This is a genomic window from Immundisolibacter sp. (assembly GCF_050250495.1).
Lineage (GTDB): Bacteria > Pseudomonadota > Gammaproteobacteria > Immundisolibacterales > Immundisolibacteraceae > Immundisolibacter.
The window spans coordinates 21,293-38,896 of sequence record NZ_JBFWOM010000011.1 but is presented as its reverse complement, the minus strand read 5'-3'; the positions used below and the strand labels follow the sequence as shown (position 1 = coordinate 38,896).

At 69.7% G+C, this 17,604-nt stretch carries 16 protein-coding genes; 11 read left to right on the top strand and 5 right to left on the bottom strand.

What is annotated here, in order from left to right:
* Positions 1-65 precede the first annotated feature (65 nt).
* The 11 genes from pcnB to AB7F93_RS09020 all read left to right on the top strand — a co-directional run bounded on the left by pcnB (position 66) and on the right by AB7F93_RS09020 (position 9,854).
* Positions 66-1,415 carry a polynucleotide adenylyltransferase PcnB gene (gene pcnB / locus AB7F93_RS09070; RefSeq protein ID WP_428302579.1) on the top strand — a complete coding sequence of 450 codons (1,350 nt, stop codon included), beginning with the start codon at positions 66-68 and terminating at the stop codon, positions 1,413-1,415.
* Positions 1,412-1,918 (top strand): 2-amino-4-hydroxy-6-hydroxymethyldihydropteridine diphosphokinase, encoded by a 507-nt coding sequence (folK, locus tag AB7F93_RS09065; RefSeq protein ID WP_428302578.1) that lies wholly within the window; start codon positions 1,412-1,414, stop codon positions 1,916-1,918. Before pcnB ends, folK begins: the two co-directional genes overlap by 4 nt.
* 64 nt (positions 1,919-1,982) lie before the next feature.
* Positions 1,983-2,777, top strand: coding sequence for a 3-methyl-2-oxobutanoate hydroxymethyltransferase (gene panB, locus AB7F93_RS09060; protein ID WP_428302577.1), 795 nt, complete (start codon positions 1,983-1,985; stop codon positions 2,775-2,777).
* On the top strand, positions 2,777-3,646 hold the full coding sequence (panC, locus tag AB7F93_RS09055; protein WP_428302576.1) for a pantoate--beta-alanine ligase: 870 nt from the start codon (positions 2,777-2,779) through the stop codon (positions 3,644-3,646). The genes panB and panC overlap by 1 nt, the downstream gene beginning before the upstream one ends.
* Before the next feature lie 36 nt (positions 3,647-3,682).
* Entirely contained in the window at positions 3,683-4,063 is a 381-nt protein-coding gene (panD, locus tag AB7F93_RS09050; RefSeq protein WP_428302575.1) for an aspartate 1-decarboxylase, read from the top strand.
* A 188-nt stretch (positions 4,064-4,251) separates the two neighbouring features.
* The gene (locus tag AB7F93_RS09045) at positions 4,252-5,328 is read left to right on the top strand and encodes an efflux RND transporter periplasmic adaptor subunit (protein WP_428302574.1); all 1,077 of its coding nucleotides are present in this window, start codon (positions 4,252-4,254) and stop codon (positions 5,326-5,328) included.
* A gap of 7 nt (positions 5,329-5,335) precedes the next feature.
* Complete coding sequence (locus tag AB7F93_RS09040; protein WP_428302573.1) at positions 5,336-8,458, top strand: efflux RND transporter permease subunit; 3,123 nt, start codon at positions 5,336-5,338, stop codon at positions 8,456-8,458.
* A 76-nt stretch (positions 8,459-8,534) separates the two neighbouring features.
* Complete coding sequence (locus AB7F93_RS09035) at positions 8,535-8,912, top strand: hypothetical protein (protein ID WP_428302572.1); 378 nt, start codon at positions 8,535-8,537, stop codon at positions 8,910-8,912.
* A gap of 3 nt (positions 8,913-8,915) precedes the next feature.
* Complete coding sequence (locus tag AB7F93_RS09030) at positions 8,916-9,209, top strand: DUF1330 domain-containing protein (RefSeq protein WP_428302571.1); 294 nt, start codon at positions 8,916-8,918, stop codon at positions 9,207-9,209.
* Positions 9,206-9,559: a DMT family protein gene (locus tag AB7F93_RS09025; protein ID WP_428302570.1), complete on the top strand. Its 354-nt coding sequence runs from the start codon at positions 9,206-9,208 to the stop codon at positions 9,557-9,559. The genes AB7F93_RS09030 and AB7F93_RS09025 overlap by 4 nt, the downstream gene beginning before the upstream one ends.
* Before the next feature lie 4 nt (positions 9,560-9,563).
* Positions 9,564-9,854, top strand: coding sequence for a DUF2845 domain-containing protein (locus tag AB7F93_RS09020; RefSeq protein ID WP_428302569.1), 291 nt, complete (start codon positions 9,564-9,566; stop codon positions 9,852-9,854).
* Positions 9,855-10,020: 166 nt separating this feature from the next.
* On the opposite strand, the gene AB7F93_RS09015 is transcribed toward AB7F93_RS09020, so the two are convergent.
* The 5 genes from AB7F93_RS09015 to AB7F93_RS08995 all read right to left on the bottom strand — a co-directional run.
* Positions 10,021-11,202: an aromatic ring-hydroxylating oxygenase subunit alpha gene (locus AB7F93_RS09015; protein ID WP_428302568.1), complete on the bottom strand. Its 1,182-nt coding sequence runs from the start codon at positions 11,200-11,202 to the stop codon at positions 10,021-10,023.
* Positions 11,199-12,743, bottom strand: coding sequence for a DUF1329 domain-containing protein (locus AB7F93_RS09010; protein WP_428302567.1), 1,545 nt, complete (start codon positions 12,741-12,743; stop codon positions 11,199-11,201). Before AB7F93_RS09010 ends, AB7F93_RS09015 begins: the two co-directional genes overlap by 4 nt.
* Positions 12,744-12,839: 96 nt before the next feature.
* Positions 12,840-14,279 carry a DUF1329 domain-containing protein gene (locus tag AB7F93_RS09005; protein ID WP_428302566.1) on the bottom strand — a complete coding sequence of 480 codons (1,440 nt, stop codon included), beginning with the start codon at positions 14,277-14,279 and terminating at the stop codon, positions 12,840-12,842.
* 247 nt (positions 14,280-14,526) lie between these two features.
* Positions 14,527-15,360 (bottom strand): universal stress protein, encoded by an 834-nt coding sequence (locus AB7F93_RS09000; RefSeq protein ID WP_428302565.1) that lies wholly within the window; start codon positions 15,358-15,360, stop codon positions 14,527-14,529.
* The coding region (locus AB7F93_RS08995) for a Lon protease family protein (protein ID WP_428302564.1) at positions 15,347-17,604 on the bottom strand (2,258 nt) is incomplete at its 5' end. The genes AB7F93_RS08995 and AB7F93_RS09000, both read right to left, overlap by 14 nt.

Genomic DNA, 17,604 nt, shown 5'->3' with positions numbered 1-17,604 from the left:
ACACGTCCTGTCGCGACAAGCGGGCACAAGCCCGCCCCCGGGACGCACCCCGCCACACGAGACCTATGCCGGAACTCTCCCTCGGTCCGCCCCGCATTCTTTCCCGCGCCGAACACTCCGTTTCCCGCGCGCACATCAGCAAGAACGCGCTGAACGTGCTCTACGGCCTGCACAAGGCCGGCTACGAGGCCTGCCTGGTCGGCGGCGGCGTGCGCGACCTGCTGCTGGGTGTGACGCCCAAGGATTTCGACATCGCCACCAACGCCTCGCCGGAGCAGGTGCGGGCGACGTTTCGCAACTGCCGGTTGATTGGCCGGCGCTTCCGCCTGGCGCACGTGCACTTCGGGCCGGAGATCATCGAGGTCGCCACCTACCGCGCCTCGCATGACAAGGCCGAGGACGACGACGACGCCCGGCTCGACGGCGACCGCATCCTGCGCGACAACGTGTACGGCACGCGCGAGGAGGACGTGATCCGGCGCGACTTCACCGTGAACGCGCTGTACTACCGGATCGAGGATTTCTCGCTCATCGACCACGTGGGCGCGCTCGACGACATCGAGCAGCGGCGCCTGCGCACCATCGGTGATCCGGAACAGCGCTACCGCGAGGATCCGGTGCGCATGCTGCGCGCGGTGCGTCTTGCGGCCAAGCTCGGCCTCAGCATTGAATCGGCCACCGAGGCGCCGCTGTTCGAGCTGGGCTATCTGCTCGAAACCGTGCCGCAGGCGCGCCTGTTCGACGAGGCGGTCAAGCTGCTGCTGGCCGGTCACGGCGTGCGCAGCTACGAGCTGCTGCGCCAGTACCGCCTGCTCGACTACCTGTTCCCGATCGAGTCCGGCGCGCCGGAACCCGAGCGCGATCGGCTCATCGAAGCCGCGCTCGCCAACACCGACCAGCGCGTGGCGGCGGGGTTGCCGGTGACGCCCGCGTTCCTGATCGCGGTGCTGCTGTGGGAGCCGGTGCAGGAGGCGATGACGCACCAGCTCGTGCGCGGCGTGTCCGAGCACGACGCGCTGCTCAAGGCGCAGGAAGACGTGCTGCGCGACCAGAACGACCTGCTCGCGGTGCCCAAGCGCTTCACCCTGCCGGCAGCGGAAATCTGGGCCATGCAGGGCCGCCTCGTGCGCCGCCGTCAACCGGATCGGCTGCTGGGCCACCCGCGGTTTCGAGCGGCGTTCGATTTCCTCGCGCTGCGGGCGCGGTTCGATGCCGATTTGCAGGGCCACGTGGATTTCTGGGCGGCGCGGATGAGCGGCCTGGACCTGCCGGCCGATGTCGACCTTGGCGATGACGAGCCTGCCTCCGCCACTGCGCCTGTCCCAGGCGATGCGCCACCGCGCCGTCGACGCCGTCGCCGCGGCCGGCGCCGCGGTGCCGGCAACGCCCAGCCGCCGGTCAGCGCCGACGCATGAGGGAAATCGCCTTCATCGGGCTTGGGGCAAATCTCGACGATCCGGTGGCGCAGATCGAGCGCGCACTCGCCGCCATCGCGGCGCTGCCGCATACGGGCCTGCTGCGCCGGTCGGGCCTCTACGGCAGCCGGCCGATGGGGCCGGCGGACCAGCCCGACTACGTGAACGCCGTGGCGCAGGTTGATACCCGCCTGCCACCGGAAGACTTGCTGACCGCGTTGCTCGCCATCGAGCGCCGGCAGGGGCGCGAGCGCAGCCGGGCGCAGCGCAATGGCCCACGCACGCTGGACCTCGACCTGCTGTTGCACGGCGATGCAGTGCGCGCGGATCCCGCCCTGACGCTCCCGCACCCGGGCGCGCACGAGCGGGATTTCGTGCTGCTGCCGCTCGCCGAAATCGCGCCGGACCTCATCATCCCCGGCCGCGGGGCGGTGCGGGACCTGCTGGCCGGGTGCGTCGGCCACGGCGTGCGCCGCTTGACGCCCGCCGCGCTTGCCGGCTGAGTCGCACTCCCTTAAGAATTGCGCCCCCCGCAGCCGGCACCGGCTGCCGCACGGAGCCCGCCTGATGGCCGTCACCGTCGACACGCTACGCAAGATGAAACAGGCCGGTCAGCGCATCGCCTCGCTGACTGCCTACGACTATTCGTTCGCCCGGCTGCTGGACGCGGCCGGCGTGGACGTGCTGCTGGTGGGCGACTCGCTCGGCAACGTCATGCAGGGCCAGGCCACCACCGTGCCGGTGACGCTCGACGACATGGTCTACCACACGCGCTGCGTGGCGCGCGGCGTCGAGCGCGCGCTGCTGATGGCCGACCTGCCGTTCCTGAGCTACCAGGAAAGCCCGGTGCAGGCGCTGCGCAGCGCCGGACGCCTGATGAAGGAAGGCCTCGCCCACATGGTGAAGCTCGAAGGCGGCGCCGCCATGGCGCCGACGGTCGAGTTTCTGGTTGAGCGCGGCGTGCCGGTGTGCGGGCATCTGGGGCTCACGCCGCAGTCCGTGCACCAGCTCGGGGGCTACAAGGTGCAGGGCCGCGGCGAGGCGGCGGCGCAGCGGCTGTTCGATGACGCGCTGGCGTTACAGCAGGCCGGGGCGGCGGTGCTGGTGCTGGAGGCCGTGCCGCGCACGCTCGCCGCGCGCGTCACGCGCGAGCTTGTCATCCCGACCATCGGTATTGGTGCCGGCGTGGACTGCAACGGTCAGGTGCTGGTGCTGCAGGACGCGCTCGGCATGAATCCCGCTCCGGCGCGCTTCGTGCGCAACTTCATGGCCGGGCAGGGCGATCTTCAGGCCGCCATCGCCGCGTATGTCCAAGCGGTGCGCGACGGCAGTTTCCCGGCCGCCGAGCACGGTTACGACTGATGCGGCGGGTGTCGGACGCCGCCACGCTGCGGGCGCAGCTCGACGCCTGGCGGGCGGCCGGCGAGCGCATCGGCTTCGTGCCGACCATGGGCAACATCCACGAAGGGCATCTGCGCCTGGTGGATGCGGCCCGCCAGCACGCCACGCGCGTGGTGGTGAGCGTGTTCGTGAACCCGACGCAGTTCGACCGGGCGGACGATTTCGAGCGCTACCCCCGCACGCTCGACGCCGACGCCGCCGCGCTGGCTGGCCGCGGCGTGGACCTGTTGCTGACGCCGACGGTGGACGTGATGTACCCGGACGGCCTCGATCTGGCGGCCCACATCGAGCCGACGCACAGCGCCCAGCCGCTCGAAGGCGAATTCCGGCCCGGCCACTTTCGCGGCATGGCGACCGTGGTCACCAAGCTGCTGAACCTGGTGCAGCCGCACTCGGCGGTGTTCGGCGAGAAGGACTACCAGCAGCTCGCCGTGGTGCGCGCGGTGGTGCGCGAGTTGCTGCTGCCGGTCGAGATCATCGGCCTGCCGACCGTGCGCGAGCCGGACGGGCTCGCCATGAGTTCCCGCAACCAGTACCTCACGCTGGCCGAGCGGGCAGTGGCGCCGCGGTTGTATTCGGCCCTGCAGGCCGCGGCCCGGGACGGGGCCGCCCCGGATGCGCCGCTGGCGGTCATCGAAGCCGGTCAGACCAAGCTACTGAACGACGCCGGCTTTCGTGTTGAATATTTCCAATTTCGCGATGCACAATTGCGCCCCCCCGCGCCGGCCGACCGCCAGCGTGTGGTATTGGCAGCCGCCTGGCTGGGGAAGGCCAGGCTGATCGACAACCAACCGTTCGACGTGACCGGCGGCCAGGGAGCGCCGCGCTGATCGTCCCCCCCTCGCCAGTCACCGCAGGTACAGGCAATGATTCAGTACATGCTCAAGGCCAAGCTGCACCGGGTCACGGTGACCCGCGTCGAGCTTGACTACGAGGGCTCGTGCGCCATCGATGCCGACCTGCTGGATGCCGCCGGCATCCGCGAGTACGAGCAGATCGACATCTACAACATCGCCAACGGCGAGCGCTTCACCACCTACGCCATCCGCGCCGAGCGCGGCAGCCGCGTGATCTCGGTGAACGGCGCCGCCGCGCACAAGGCGAACGTGGGCGACAAGGTCATCATCGCCGCCTACTGTGGCCTGGACCGCGCCGAGGTGCTCACGCACAAGCCGCGCCTGGTGTACGTGGATGCCGGCAACGGCATCACCCGTATCGGCAACGACATTCCGGAGCAGGCGGCCTGAGCCGCCCGCCGGCCCGTAACGGGCTGGCAATTCACGCTATAAATCCTCCCGGCGACACGCGCCCACCGGCGGGTGTCGCCCAATGTTGCGCGCCCTGAATCGATGAAGGCGTGATCCCAGGGGCACGAAACCCGCGGGATCCCCAGTTCGTGCGCGCAAACGGTTCGAGCATCCGTGGGAGGAGACCCATGCGCAGATCGCTGCTGCCCGGCGCCGTGCTGGGCTGGCTGCTGGCGGGGCCGCTGCTCGCCGCCGAGGACGCCGCGCCGGTGTCGGTGGCGAGTGTCGAGCACACCACGCCACAGGCGCAGTGGGTGCTGCCCGGCACGGCGCTGGCGCGGCGCAGCGCGCTGCTGTCGGTGGAAGTGGCGGGCGTCGTCGCCGAGCTCGGCGTAGATGACGGCGACACAGTCCGCGCGGGTGACGTGCTGCTGCGCCTGCGCGATCGCCCGCAGGTGCTGGCGCTGGAGGCGGCGCGTGCCGACGTGCGCCGCGCGCAGGCGGCGGCGGAACTTGCCACCGTGCAGGAGCGCCGCCAGGCGAGCCTGCTCGCGCAGCGCATGACGCCCGAGGACAGCCATGACCAGGCGCGCGCGCAGCATTGGCAGGCGCTGGCCGACGCCGCCGCGGCGCGTGCCCGCGTGGCCTTGCTGGAAGACGAGCTCGCCCGCCATGCACTGAAGGCCCCCTTCGATGGCGTGATCGCGCGCAAGCGCACCGAGCTTGGCGCCTGGGTGCGGCCCGGTGACGGCGTGCTGGAGCTGGTCGAGACGGGCGCGCTGCGGGTCGAGTTCGCCCTGCCGCAGGCGTACTACGGCGCGGTGCGCGCCGGCACGCCGGTCGCGCTGCGTTTCGATGCCGTGCCCGGCGAGCCGCTGGCGGCGCAGGTGTCGCAGCTGATCCCGATCGGCCAGGAAGCGGCGCGCAGCTTTCGCGTGCGCATCGAGCTGCCCAACCCCGATCGCCTCTACGCCCCCGGCATGTCGGTCGACGTGACGCTGCCCGCGGGCGGCGACGACAAGCCCGTGGCGAGCGTGCCGGCCGACGCGCTCGTGCGCAGCGCCGACGGCGGCGCGGTGGTCTGGACCGTGCGCGGCGAGGGCGACGCGCTGCAGGCGGCGCCGGTGCCGGTGCAGCCCGGGCGGGCGTTTGGCGAGCGCGTCGAGCTGCTGGGCAGCGCGCTGCCGCCCGGCACGCGCGTGGTGGTGCACGGCAACGAGCGCCTGCGGCCCGGGCAGGCGCTGCGCATCGTAGGCGGCAGCTGAGGCGGCCATGCTGGACGGCATCATCCGGCACGGCGTGGTGGTCACGGTCGCCGCGGTCGTGGTGTGTCTGCTCGGTGCGGCGGCGATCTTCCGCGTGCCGGTGCAGATGATCCCGGACATGGACATCACGTCCCTCACCGTCGCCACCAGTTGGCCGGGCGCCTCGCCGCAGGACGTGGAGCGCGAGATCCTGATCGAGCAGGAGGAGTACCTGCGGTCGATTCCGGGCCTCACGCGCATGACCGCCGAGGCCAGCACCGGCACCGCCACCGTCGAGCTCGAGTTCGGCCTCGGCCGGAACCTGAGCGAGGTGCTGGCACTGACCAACAACGCACTCTCGCAGGTGCCACGCTACCCGGACAACGTGGACCGGCCGCGCATCTTCACGACCGCGTTCTCGGACAACTACTTCATGTTCTACGTGATCCAGCCGGCGGCCGGGAACCCGCGCGGGCTGGACATCGCGGGCGAGTTCGACTTCGTCGAGGACCACATCAAGGCGGCGCTCGAGCGCACGCCGGGCGTGGCGGAGGTCAAGGTCGAAGGCGGCGCCGAGCGCCAGCTTAGGGTGTACGTGGATCCGGGTCGCCTGGCGCAGCGGCGCATCACGCTCGCCGAGCTGCGCGACGCGCTGCTGGCGCGCAACCGTGATCTTTCCGGCGGCGACATCGACGCCGGCAAGCGCCGGTATCTGGTGCGCACGCTCGGCCGCTTCGCGGACGCGGGCGAGGTCGAGGACGCCATCGTCGCCGAGCGCGACGGCGCGCCGGTGTATTTGCGGGACCTCGCGCGGGTCGAGCTCACGCACGCGGAGCTGCGCACGCATTCCCGTTTCGGCGGCGAGCCGGGCCTCATGGTGATGGTCAAAAAAGCGCGCGGCACCAACGTGGTGGCGGTGGAGCGCGCGGTGACCGAAACCGCCGCGCGCCTGCAGCAGGCGGTGCTGCCGGCGGCGGGCCTGCAGATGCACCTGATGCACTCGGACGTGAACTACGTGCGCCAGGCGGTGGGCGTGGTGCGCGAGAACCTGATCTCGGGCGCGCTGCTGGCGGTGCTGGCGCTGTGGCTGTTCCTGCGCCGGGCGACGCCGACGCTGATCGGCGCGCTCGGCATTCCGGTGGCGACATTGGCCGCGTTCATCGGGCTGCTGTGGGCCGGGCGCACCATCAACGTGGTGTCGCTGGCCGGCGTCGCGCTCGCCATCGGCATGACGCTCGACAACAACATCGTGGTGCTGGAGAACATCCACCGCCAGCGTGCCGCCGGCCGGCGGGGTCTCGACGCCGTGCTCGCCGGCACGCGCGAGGTGTGGGGCGCGGTGCTGGCCTCGACCGCCACCACGGTGATCGTGTTCATCCCGCTGCTGCTGGTGCGCGAGGAGGCGGGGCAGCTGTACTCGGACATCGCCATCGCCATCTCGGCCGCCATCGTCGCCTCGCTGCTGGTCGCGCTCACGCTGGTGCCGGTGGCGGAAGCGCGCCTGGCAGGTGCTGCGCGCGAGGCGGACGGCGGCGGCTGGCTGGCGCGTGTCGGGCGCGCGGTGGCGGGCGCCTACACGCGCCAGCTCGCCTGGCTGCTGGCTTCCCGGTCCCGCAGCGCGGCCTGGGTGGCGGCGCTGGCGCTCATCGCCGGCGCGGTTGCGGTGCTGCTCACGCCGCGCGCCGAGTACCTGCCGGAGGGCGAGGAGGCGGTCACGTTCTCGATGCTGTTCCCGCCGCCCGGCTACAACATCGACACCATGGACCGCATCGGGCGCGAAATGGACGCCGCCTTCGCGCCGGCCCTGGGTGGTGATCCGGCGGCATTCGACGCGAGCCGCGACGCCATCCCGCCGCTGCGCTGGTTCATGACCAACGCCAGCGCGGGCGGGCTCGAAATCATCGCCGGCACGCGCGATCGCGCCCACATCACGCCGCTGATCGACACCCTCGGCCAGCGCCTGGGCGAGTACCCCGGCATGATCTCGTTCTCGGCGCGCGGGTCGATTTTTTCCGGCAACGAGGGCGGCACGCGCAGCATGGAGCTCGACATCTCGGGCGAGAACCTGCAGCAGTTGTTCGATCTGGGCTTGAAGGCGTTCCTGAAGACGCGGGAGGTGCTGGGCGACCCGCAGATCCTGCCCGACCCGCCGAGCCTGAGTCTCGGCCAGCCGTTCATCGAGGTGCGCCCGGACTGGGAGCGCGCGGCGGAGCTCGGCGTCAGCGCCAGCGAGCTCGGTTATCTCGTGTGGGCGCTGGCGGACGGCGCCTACCACGACGATTTCTACCTCGGCGACCGCAAGGTGGACCTGTTCCTGTACGGCAGCGAGCGGCCGCCGCGCCGGCCGGCGGATCTCGCCGCGCTGCCGCTGTACACCGGGCGGGGCGGCATCGTGCCGGTGTCGGCGCTGGCGCGGCTCGAAGAAACCGTGGACACCGACACCATCCGGCGCCTGAACGGCCAGCGCACGGTGACGCTGAACATCGTGGCGCCGACCGACCTGCCGCTAGAAACGGCGGTGCAGAAGGTGCAGACGGACGTGGTCGGCGCGCTGCACGCGGCGGGCGAGGTGCCGGCCGGCGTGCGCATCGCCATCGGCGGCGCCAGCGACAAGCTGGCCGCCACGCGCGCGGCGCTGGCCGACAACATGCTGCTGGCGCTGGCACTGGTGTACCTGGTCATGGTGGCCATCCTGCGCCACTGGGGCTGGCCGCTCGTCATCATGCTGACGGTGCCGCTCGGCTACGCCGGCGGGGTGCTGGGTCTTTGGCTGATGAACGCGGCCGGCATCCGCGCCGCGTTCGACATGATCACCGTGCTTGGCTTTGCGGTGCTGATCGGCGTGGTGGTGAACAACCCCATCCTGCTGGTGGAGCGCTACCGCGAGAACCTCGCCGCGGGACTGGCGTCGGCGGATGCGCTGCTCGACGCCGCCGGCACGCGCCTGCGGCCGATCATGATGACCACGCTGACCACGCTGTTTGGTCTGTTTCCGCTGGTGTTCCTGCCGCGCGAGGGCACCGAGCTGTACCGCGGGCTTGGCATCGTGCTGCTGTTCGGGCTGCTGTTCTCCACGGTGGTGACGCTGAGCTTCACGCCCTGCGTCATGCGGCTGCTGGCGCGCGACGGGCTGCGCCGGACGCCGGTCTGAAACGCACTGGCGGCCGGCCAGCCCGCGCGGGCCGGTGGTACCCTGCCGCGCCCTGTGTCGCCTGCCGGGCTGCCCCATGTCGCCGATTCGCCTGCCGCTGTTCCTGCTCGCCGCCTACGGGCTGATTGCGCTCGCCGAAGGCGCACGCATGGCGCTCGGCAGCGGCGTCGGCACCGAGCTGTCGCGCGGTGTGCTGACTGTGGCCGGCGTGCTGTGGCTGCTGCATGGCCTGCGGCGTGGCCAGGCCTGGGCGTGGTGGCTCGCCACCGGCGGCGCGACGGTGTTCCTGATCTCGGTGCTGACGGCGCTGGTGGTGGCCGGGCTCGACGGGGCGCGCCCGGCGCTGCCGCCGACGCTGCTCGCCAAGACCGTGCTGTTGGCCATCACCACTGTGCTGCTGCTGCTGCCCACGAGCCGGCGGCATTATCTTGGCCGGCGCGCGCCGCCGCCCTGACCGATGCCCGCCTACCTCATCTACCGCGCGCACGTGCACGAGGCCGAGGCTTACCGCGCCTACATGGCGCGCACGCCGGACGCCATCGCCGCGTTCGGCGGGCGTTTTCTCGCCCGCGGCGGCGAGACGGTGACGCTGGAGGGCGCGCCCGAAACGGCGCGCGTCATCATCGTGGAGTTCCCGAGCCTCGACGCCGCCCGGGCGTTCTACGACTCGGACGTCTACCGCGAGGCGATGCCGTTCCGGCGCGACTGCGCGGACGTGCAGATGGTCGTCGTGGACGGTATCGGATCATGAGCGACACGGGATTCGCGCTGCTGCGCACAGGCGCGCTGCTGACGCTGTCGAACGTGTTCATGACCTTCGCCTGGTACGCGCATTTGCGCGATTTGCAGCACAAGCCGTGGCTGGTGGCGGCGCTGGCGAGCTGGGGCATCGCGCTCGGCGAGTACCTGCTGCAGGTGCCGGCAAACCGCCTGGGTTATGGCCCGCTCAGCCTGGCGCAGCTCAAGGTGATGCAGGAGATCATCGCGCTGTCGGTGTTCGTGCCGTTTGCGGTGTTCTACATGCATCAGCCGCTGCGGCTCGATTATCTGTGGGCGGCGCTGTGCCTGGTCGGCGCGGCGTATTTCATCTTTCGGGGTTGAGGCGATGAAGCTCTGGCCGATTGCGTTGACGCTTGCCGGGCTCGCCTATTCGCATGGGGCTGCGGCCGGCATCCGCTGCGGCAGCAAGCTGATCGACGTGGGCGATTTTTCTGCCTACGTGCTCGAACGCTGCGGCGAGCCGAAGTCGCGGCAGGTGATTTCCGGGTCCATCGGTGCCGACAGCCCGGTGATCGAGCAGTGGGTTTACGACTTCGGCAGCCGAAAGCCGCTGCGCATCCTCACCATCGTGGGCGGGCGCGTGACGCGCATCGAGGACAGCGGCCGCTCGCGCTGAGCCGGCTGCCGGTTCGGAGTTTGTGAAGAAATGCACGTCCTGTGCATTTCTTGCGTCGCACGTCCGGTACACGCCCAGACGTGCTCCCGCGAATCAAGCCCTGGCGTGCTTGATTCGCGTCCGGCCATCCCTGGCCGGCCTGAGAGCTTGAAAAATTCACAAGCTCTCAGGCCCGCTCGCGCACGAAGCCGAGCGCCTTGCGGTACCACTCCCAGCGCGGCATGTTGCCGGCCTCGTCGTTCTGCTTGAAGTCGAACCACAGGCCCTGCTCGTCGTGCACGCCCTTCTGGAACAGGGCGTTGCCGGGCGTGCGGTTGCCGGCCTGGATGCGGTGGAAGATGGCCGCGTCCTCGATCGACACCAGCCCGCTCGGCCCCAGCATGTTGCCGGCCTGGCGCAGGCGGTGGCGGATCATGTCGGCGTCGTCGTCCAGATGATGGAAATAGCCGTAGTGCACCTCGGTCTTGCCGACCGCGCGCGGGATGGCGAAGCGGATGTTGATCATGTCCAGATGCATCGTGATCACCGTCAGCGGGCTGATCACCACCGCGACGGAGCCCTTGGAGCGATGCGCCTGGCGGAATTCGAGCAGTGAGGCGTCGCGCAGAAAGCCCGGGTTGTCCGGCAGCGTCAGCTCGGCCTCGATCACCACGTGCCCGCGCTCGGTGGCGTACTGCGTGCCCTTGCCGCCCTGCCAGTTCAGCATCTTGAAGGCGCGGTGCAGCAGGGGCGGGTGGTAGCCGTCGTTGTCGACGTAGGCCTTCCAGTTGGTGTCGTAGACCACCTTCTGGTAGCCGAGCAGTCCCAGCCGGCCGTCGCCGCCAAGCGCCGTGCGCAGCGCCGGACCGATGCGGCCGAGGAAGTCTTCGAGGCTCGGCGCTGCGTCGCTCAGCGTGACGAACAGCAGCCCGCCGAAATCCTCTGAGCGCACCTCGGTCAGGCCGAAATCGTCCGTGCTGAAGCTGGGCGCGAAATCCTCCTTGCCAGGCGCGCCGCGCAGCCGGCCCTGCGCGTCGAACAGCCAGCGGTGATACGGGCACTCGAACTCGCTGCGGTTGCCGCAAGAGCGCGTTTCGAGCAGCGTGCCGCGGTGCGAGCAGGCGTTGTAGAACACCCGCAGACGGTCGTCGTCGCCGCGTACCACCAGCAGCGGCCGATGGCCGACGTGGATGGTCTTGAAGTCGCCCCGGCGCGGCAGTTCGCCGCTCACCGCCACCGGATGCCACTCGGGGCCGTAGAAGATGGCTTCGAGCTCGCGCTCGAACAGCGCCGGGTCGTCGAAGATGGCCTTCGGCACCGCGTTGGTGGCGGCGGGCCAGCGCAGGTCAGGGCGCTGCGGCGCGTTCATTCAGGGTCTCCCGGTGCCGGCAGCCGTGCGTGAGATACCAAGACAAGGGCGCCGGCTGGACCCGCCGGCGCCCCTTGGGCGTGCGCGTTACCGCACGCCGAACTTGCGCAGCCCCGCCGGGGTGAACAGCTCCGGATCGGGCATGCCCTTCTTGGTGAAGTCCGGCGGCGCTGCCGTGCCTTCCGGGCCCACGTTGTAGAAGGAGTTGAGGGCCGGTGCCGGCCGGAGATCAGGTCGGAATGATCGTCACCCCAGAAGTACTGCACCGGCACGTTGTAGAAGTTCATCAGGTACGACTCGGACACGCGCCAGAGGTCACCCCGGGCATCGAACATGTCCCCCAAGGCCCCATCCCAGCTGTCTTCGTCAAAGTAGGCGAAGCGGTGTGGAGACAAGTGTCGCAGGCCCGGCCGCAGCGTCGCCTCGACCACCCACACGCGGTGCAGCTCGTAGCGCTTGTGCTCGGGGTTGTTGTGGCCAGCCCAGACGATGTCCTTGAAGGTCAGGCCGGGCTGGGAGAGCTTGTAGCTGTTGTACGGGATGTACATCTCCACGCGCTTGACGGGCGAGAACTCGTACCACTCCTCGCTGCCGGTCAGCCAGTACATCCAGCGCGAATCGGCCGTGCGCAGGCCGTCCGAGCCCGTGCCCGGGCTGTCATAGAAGCCGATCTCCGGCGCCTTGCGTACGCGGCGTTGTCCGGGGACGTAGAGGTAAGCGTCGAAGTCGGTGTTCTGCAGGTACAGGCACGCGCTGAAGATGGAGCCGGCCGTGCGCGGGGGCTGCACGTCCTCCTGCGAGGCGCACAGGCCACCACCGCCAAGCCGCGTGAAGCGCTCCTGCGTCAGTGACCAGTTGTCGCCGGCGTCCGGGCCGATCCACAGCGGCATCAGGAAGCGGTCTTTCTTGACGTGCTCTGCGTAACTGCCGTCCGGGAAGGCGTTGTAGCCGTAGCTGAGCGAGGTGTACCACTTGCCGACCCAGCGGAAGGTGTGGTTCCACATCACCTCGGCGTTGTCGTTCGGAATCGGAAAGAACACGCCGGGCTTCCAGGTATCGGAGGCCAGGCAGCGCTTTTCGCGATTCGGACCCGGCGACGGGTTGCACCAGTCGGCGCGGGTGGCGTTGTAGATCGAGTTGTCGTAGTGCCACTGCGGAAACGACGCGCTGCGCCGGGTCGGATACACGTTCATCTTGTAGGTATCCGGGTACTTCTTGAACATCGCAATTTGACCCGCGGACAGTTTGTCGGCGTATTGCTGATAGTTCTGCGCGGTGATCGTGAACAGAATCTTGTCGTCGGCGTACGGGTCGACGTACCAGTCGCCTTCCTTGTAGCCAGCGGGCGGCGTCTTGATGCCGCCCTCCCAGGCCGGGATGGTGCCGTCCGCGTTACCGGCCCGGATGGCGCCGAACGGCGTCAGTTCGGTGCCCTCCATGCCCAGCTTGGCGGCCTGCTCGGGGGAAACCTTGGCAGCTGCATTTCCGGCCAGCGCGGCGGTGAGCGCCACCGCGAGACCGGCTTGTTCGATCCTCGTCACGTCGTTCTCCTCGTTTCGATAGTTGTCTTGCGCACCCGCACCGGGGTGGGGTGCCTCGGCCGCACCCCGCCCGAAAGAAACAGACCTCCCGATTGGTCAGCGAACGCCGAACTTGCGCAGCCCCGCCGGCGTGTACAACTCCGGATCGGGCAGCCCTTTCTTGGTGAAATCCGGCGGCGTCGCCTTGTCCGACGGGCCGACGTTGTAGTACGCGTTCAGGGCCGAATGGCGACCGGAGATGAGGTCCGAGTGGTCGTCGCCCCAGAAATACACCATCGGCAGGTTGTAGAAGTTCATCGCGTAGGCTTCGGACACGCGCCACAGGTTGTCCTGCGCGTCATGCATGTCGCCGAGCACGCCAACCCAGCTGTCCTCGTCCACGTACAGCTTGCGGTGCGGCGACAGGTGCCGGAAGCCGGGCTTCAGCTTCAGCTCCAGTTCCCACACGCGATGCAGCTCGTAGCGCTTCAGGTCCGGGTTGTTGTGCCCTGGCCGCACGATGTCCTTGAACGTAATCCCCGGCTGGGAAATCTTGTAGCTGTTGTACGGGATATACATCTCCCGGCGCACCGGCTTGGAATACTCGTACCACTCCTCGGTGCCGGTGACGAAGAACATCCAGCGCGAGTCCGCCGTGCGCAGGCCGTCCGACCCCGTGCCGGGGCTGTCGTAAAAGCCGATCTCGGGCGCCTTGCGCACGCGCCGCTGACCCGGCACATACAGGTAGGCGTCGGCGTCCGTGTCGTGAAAATAGATGCAGGCACTGAAGATGGTGCCCGCGACCCGCGGTGGCGCCAGATCCTCCTGCGAGAAACACAGCGCCGCGCCGCCCTTGCGGGTGTAGACGTCGGCCGTGGGCCGATCCGCGTCGCTCATCCACATCGGCAGGAAAAACCGGTCGCGCTTCAGGTGCTCCGCATAGGTGCCGTCGACGAAGGCGTTGTAGCCGTAGCTGTCGGAGGTGTAGCCCTCGCCCATGTAGAAAAACGTGTGGTTGAACATGATCTCGCCGCCGTCCTTCGGAATCGGGAAGAACGTGCCGGCCCGCCACGAGCCCTCCGCGAGGCAGCGTTTCTCCCGGTTAGTGCCCGGCGAGGGGTTGCACCAGTCCGTGTTGGTCGCGTTCCAGATGCTGTTTTCGTAGTGCCACTTCGGGAACGAGGCACTGCGCCGGCTGGGGTAGATATCCATGCGGTAGGTCTGCGGATATTTCTTGAACATCGCGACCTGTCCGGCGGACAGCTTGTCGGCGTACTGCTGATAGTTCTGTGCGGTGATGCTGAACAGAATCTTGTCGTCGGCGTACGGGTCGACGTACCAGCCGCCTTCCTTGTAGCCCGCCGGGGGCTGCGTGATGCCGCCCTCCCAGGCCGGGATGGAGCCGTCGGCATTACCGGCGCGGATGGCGCCCATGGGCGTCAGTTCCGTGCCTTCGATGCCTAGCCTTGCTGCTTCCTCGGGCGACACCTTGGCCACTGCGGCGCTGGCCGCGAGTGTTGTCAGCGTCACGAAAATCCACTTGCGCCATACCTGCATGACCGTCCTCCTACGCGACACGAAAGCACTCGGGCGAGTGCCGGTTACGCACCAGACATTGCAGGCCGTCCGTGGCCGGGAAGGTGAGAGGCGAGATTCTTCGAGAACTCCCCCTCGCACATGGGTGGCGCGGAACCGCCCCACCCGAACGCGCATCTCCTCCCCACCCGTCACTGTTTCATCGTTGTAAGGCGGGCGGCCGGATGCTGTCACCGGCGCGGGGCGGTGTCAACGATCGTTCGGGAACTCACGCCTCGGTTGGCTCGGAGCCGGCTGAACTCACGCGCAGGACCGCCCAGTTGTCGCCGGCCAGCAGGCGATCGAGCAGGGGTGGCTGACCGAGCGGGCTGCGCGCGCTCACAATCACGCCCCGCGCCGCGCAGCCGCGCAGGGCGGCGATTACCGCCTGCAAATCGCCGGGCTCGGGGAGCTGGACGCACGCCAGCGAGGGCGCCAGGCGTTGCCGCGCATCCTGACACGCGGCCTGCATCGACCGCGTCATCAACAGCACCGGCGGATCGGCCAACGGCGCCAGCGAGCCCGCGAGTGCGAGCACTCCGCGCGCGTCCTCGGCCGTGTCGACCACCGCCACCCAGCGGCCGCCGGCCGGATGTCGCGACGGCGCCAGCAGCAGCGGTATGCCGACCAGGCGCAGGGCGGCTTGCGCCATCACGGCCGAGGGTCGCTCGCCGAAGCCCAGCCCCATGAGCCGCGCGCCGCGCGCGGCCGCACGCAGCACGTCGCCGGCCGGCCCGCGGGTAACCTCGAAGCTCCAGTCGAGCCGCCGGGCGTGGGCGATCTGCGCCAGCGTGTCGCGCGCCCGGGAGGCCAGCGCGCGCCATTGACGTTCGAGCGCATCGGGAGTGAACGGCGTCGGCCGTCCGGACTGCGCGCCGATGCTGCGCACGAACGGCAAACCGGCTGCGTGCAGCAGGCCTTCTTCTTCGACGTACAGGCCCGTGAGGCGCGTGCCGAGCGCGGCGGCAAGATCGGCCGCCAGTTCGAGCGCCAGCCGGCTGGCGGCCGAGGCGTCGACCGCCACCACGATGCGTTCCGTGACCGGTTCGTCAGGTGTCGCCATTGCCATTGCCATTGCCCTCGCCGCCGTGCGCCAGCGCGGCGCGGATGCGCGCGTACTCGGCGAGGCGATCCGACACCAGGCCGTTGATGCTGCCATCGGGGTAGACGCCTTCGGCATCGGCCACGCCGGCCGGCAGGCCGGTCAGCAGCTCGATGCCCTCATCCACGCTACGCACGGCGTAAACGTGGAACTGCCCGGCGGCGACCGCATCGCGCACGTCGGCGCGCAGCATCAGGTGCTGCACGTTCGCGGCCGGGATCAGCACGCCTTGGTTGCCGGAGAGGCCACGCGCGCGGCAGATGTCGAAAAAGCCTTCGATCTTCTCGTTGACGCCGCCGATGGCCTGCACCTCGCCGAACTGGTTCACCGAACCCGTCACCGCCAGCGACTGGCGTATTGGCGCATCGGCCAGCGCCGACAGCAGCGCGTACAGCTCGGCGCACGACGCGCTGTCGCCGTCGACACCGCTGTAGGACTGCTCGAACACCAGGCTCGCCGACAGCGACAGCGCCTCGCCGGTGGCGTAACGGGCGGCAAGAAAGCTCGACAGGATCAGCACGCCCTTGGAGTGCAGCGGGCCGCCGAGTTCCACCTCGCGCTCGATGTCGAGCACGCGCCCCTGGCCCGGCCGCACGCGGGCGGTGATGCGGCTCGGCCGACCGAACATGACGCCACCGAGGCCCAGCACGGCGAGCCCATTGATCTGCCCCACGCGCTCACCGGCCGTGTCGATCAGCAGGGTGTCGCGCAGGATGGCCTCCTGCACGCGCTCGCGGATGCGCCCGCTGCGTTCCTCGGCGGCGTCGATGGTCTGCTGCACGTGCAGCGCCTCCACCTCGCCCGCGTTGGCGCGGCGGGCGAAGTAGTCGGCCTGCGTCAGCAGATCCGTCAGGTAATTCAGGCGCACGTCCACGCGCTGCGCGTCACCGATGCTGCGCGAGGCGTGCTCGATCAGCCGCGCCACCGCGCCGGCCGCAAACGGCAACAGGCGCTCGCGCTGGACCTGCGTCGCCAGCAGGCGGGCGAGCTCGGCCACCGTGTCCGGGCTGCGGCGAAGATCATCCTCGAAGTCCGCCGCCACCTTGAACAGCTCGGCGAACTCGGGGTCGTACTCGGCAAGCAGGTAGTACAGGCGGCGGTCGCCGATCAACAGCACGGTCACGGCGAGCGGAATCGGCTCCGGGTCCAGCGACACCGTGGTCAGCAGACCGATAGCGCGCTCCAGCGGCTCGATGCGCAGCTCCTTGGCGCGCAGCGCCCGCTTCATGGCGTCCCAGGCATAGGGCTGCGTCAGCAGGCGCAGGGCGTCCAGCAGCAGGTAGCCGCCGTTGGCCTCGTGCAGCGCGCCCGGCTTGATCAGCGTGAAGTCGGTCGACAGCGTGCCAAAGCGCGCCTGGTGGTCGAGACGCCCGACCAGGTTCGGGTAGTTCGGCAGGTCCGCGTACACCACCGGCGCGCCGCGCGCGGGCGGGTGCTGGATCAGCAGGTTCACCTCGTAGCGCGTGAAGCTCGGCTCGGGCGCGAACGGCATCCGCGGGCCGGCCTCCTCGCGCGCGGTCATGAAATCGCCGACGTTGTCGACCACGTCGCGGCAGGCGGCGTCGAGGTACTCGGCCACGCCCGGCGTGTCCGCAAAATCGCCCTTCAGTTCCGCAAACGCCGGCTGCACGATGCCGAGCGCGACGTCGCGATCGAGCTCGCGGATACGCCGGCGGGCCTCCTTCTGCCACTGCGGCAGGCGTCGCAGGCGCTCGCCGAGCTCCTGTTCGAGCTGCTCGATGTCGGCCTCGATGCGCTTGCGCGTCTCCTCCGGCAGCTTGTGGAAGGCCGCCGGGGACATCACCTCGCCGGCCGCCAGCGGCGCAAACGCGAAGCCGCCGGGCGTGGTGATCAGCGCCACGTCCTTGGCGCGGGCGCGCTCGCGAATCTCGTCGATGGCCTGCTCGTGGCGGTCCTTGAACTCCTGCTCCACCACGCGCCGGCGGGCCTGGTACTCGTCGCCTTCGAAGGCGCCCGGAATGCTGCCCTGCAAGTCTTCGACCAGTTGCGTCATGGCCTCGCAAAAGCGCCGCCCCTGGCCGGGCGCGAAGCGCAGCGCGCGCGGCCGGTGCGGCTGCTCGAAGTTGTGCACGTAGCACCAGTCGGCCGGCGTCGGCTGGCTCGCCGCGCGCTGCTCCAGAAACCGCCGCACCACGCCGTGCCGGCCGGCGCCCGGTGTGCCGAGGATGAACAGGTTGTAGCCGT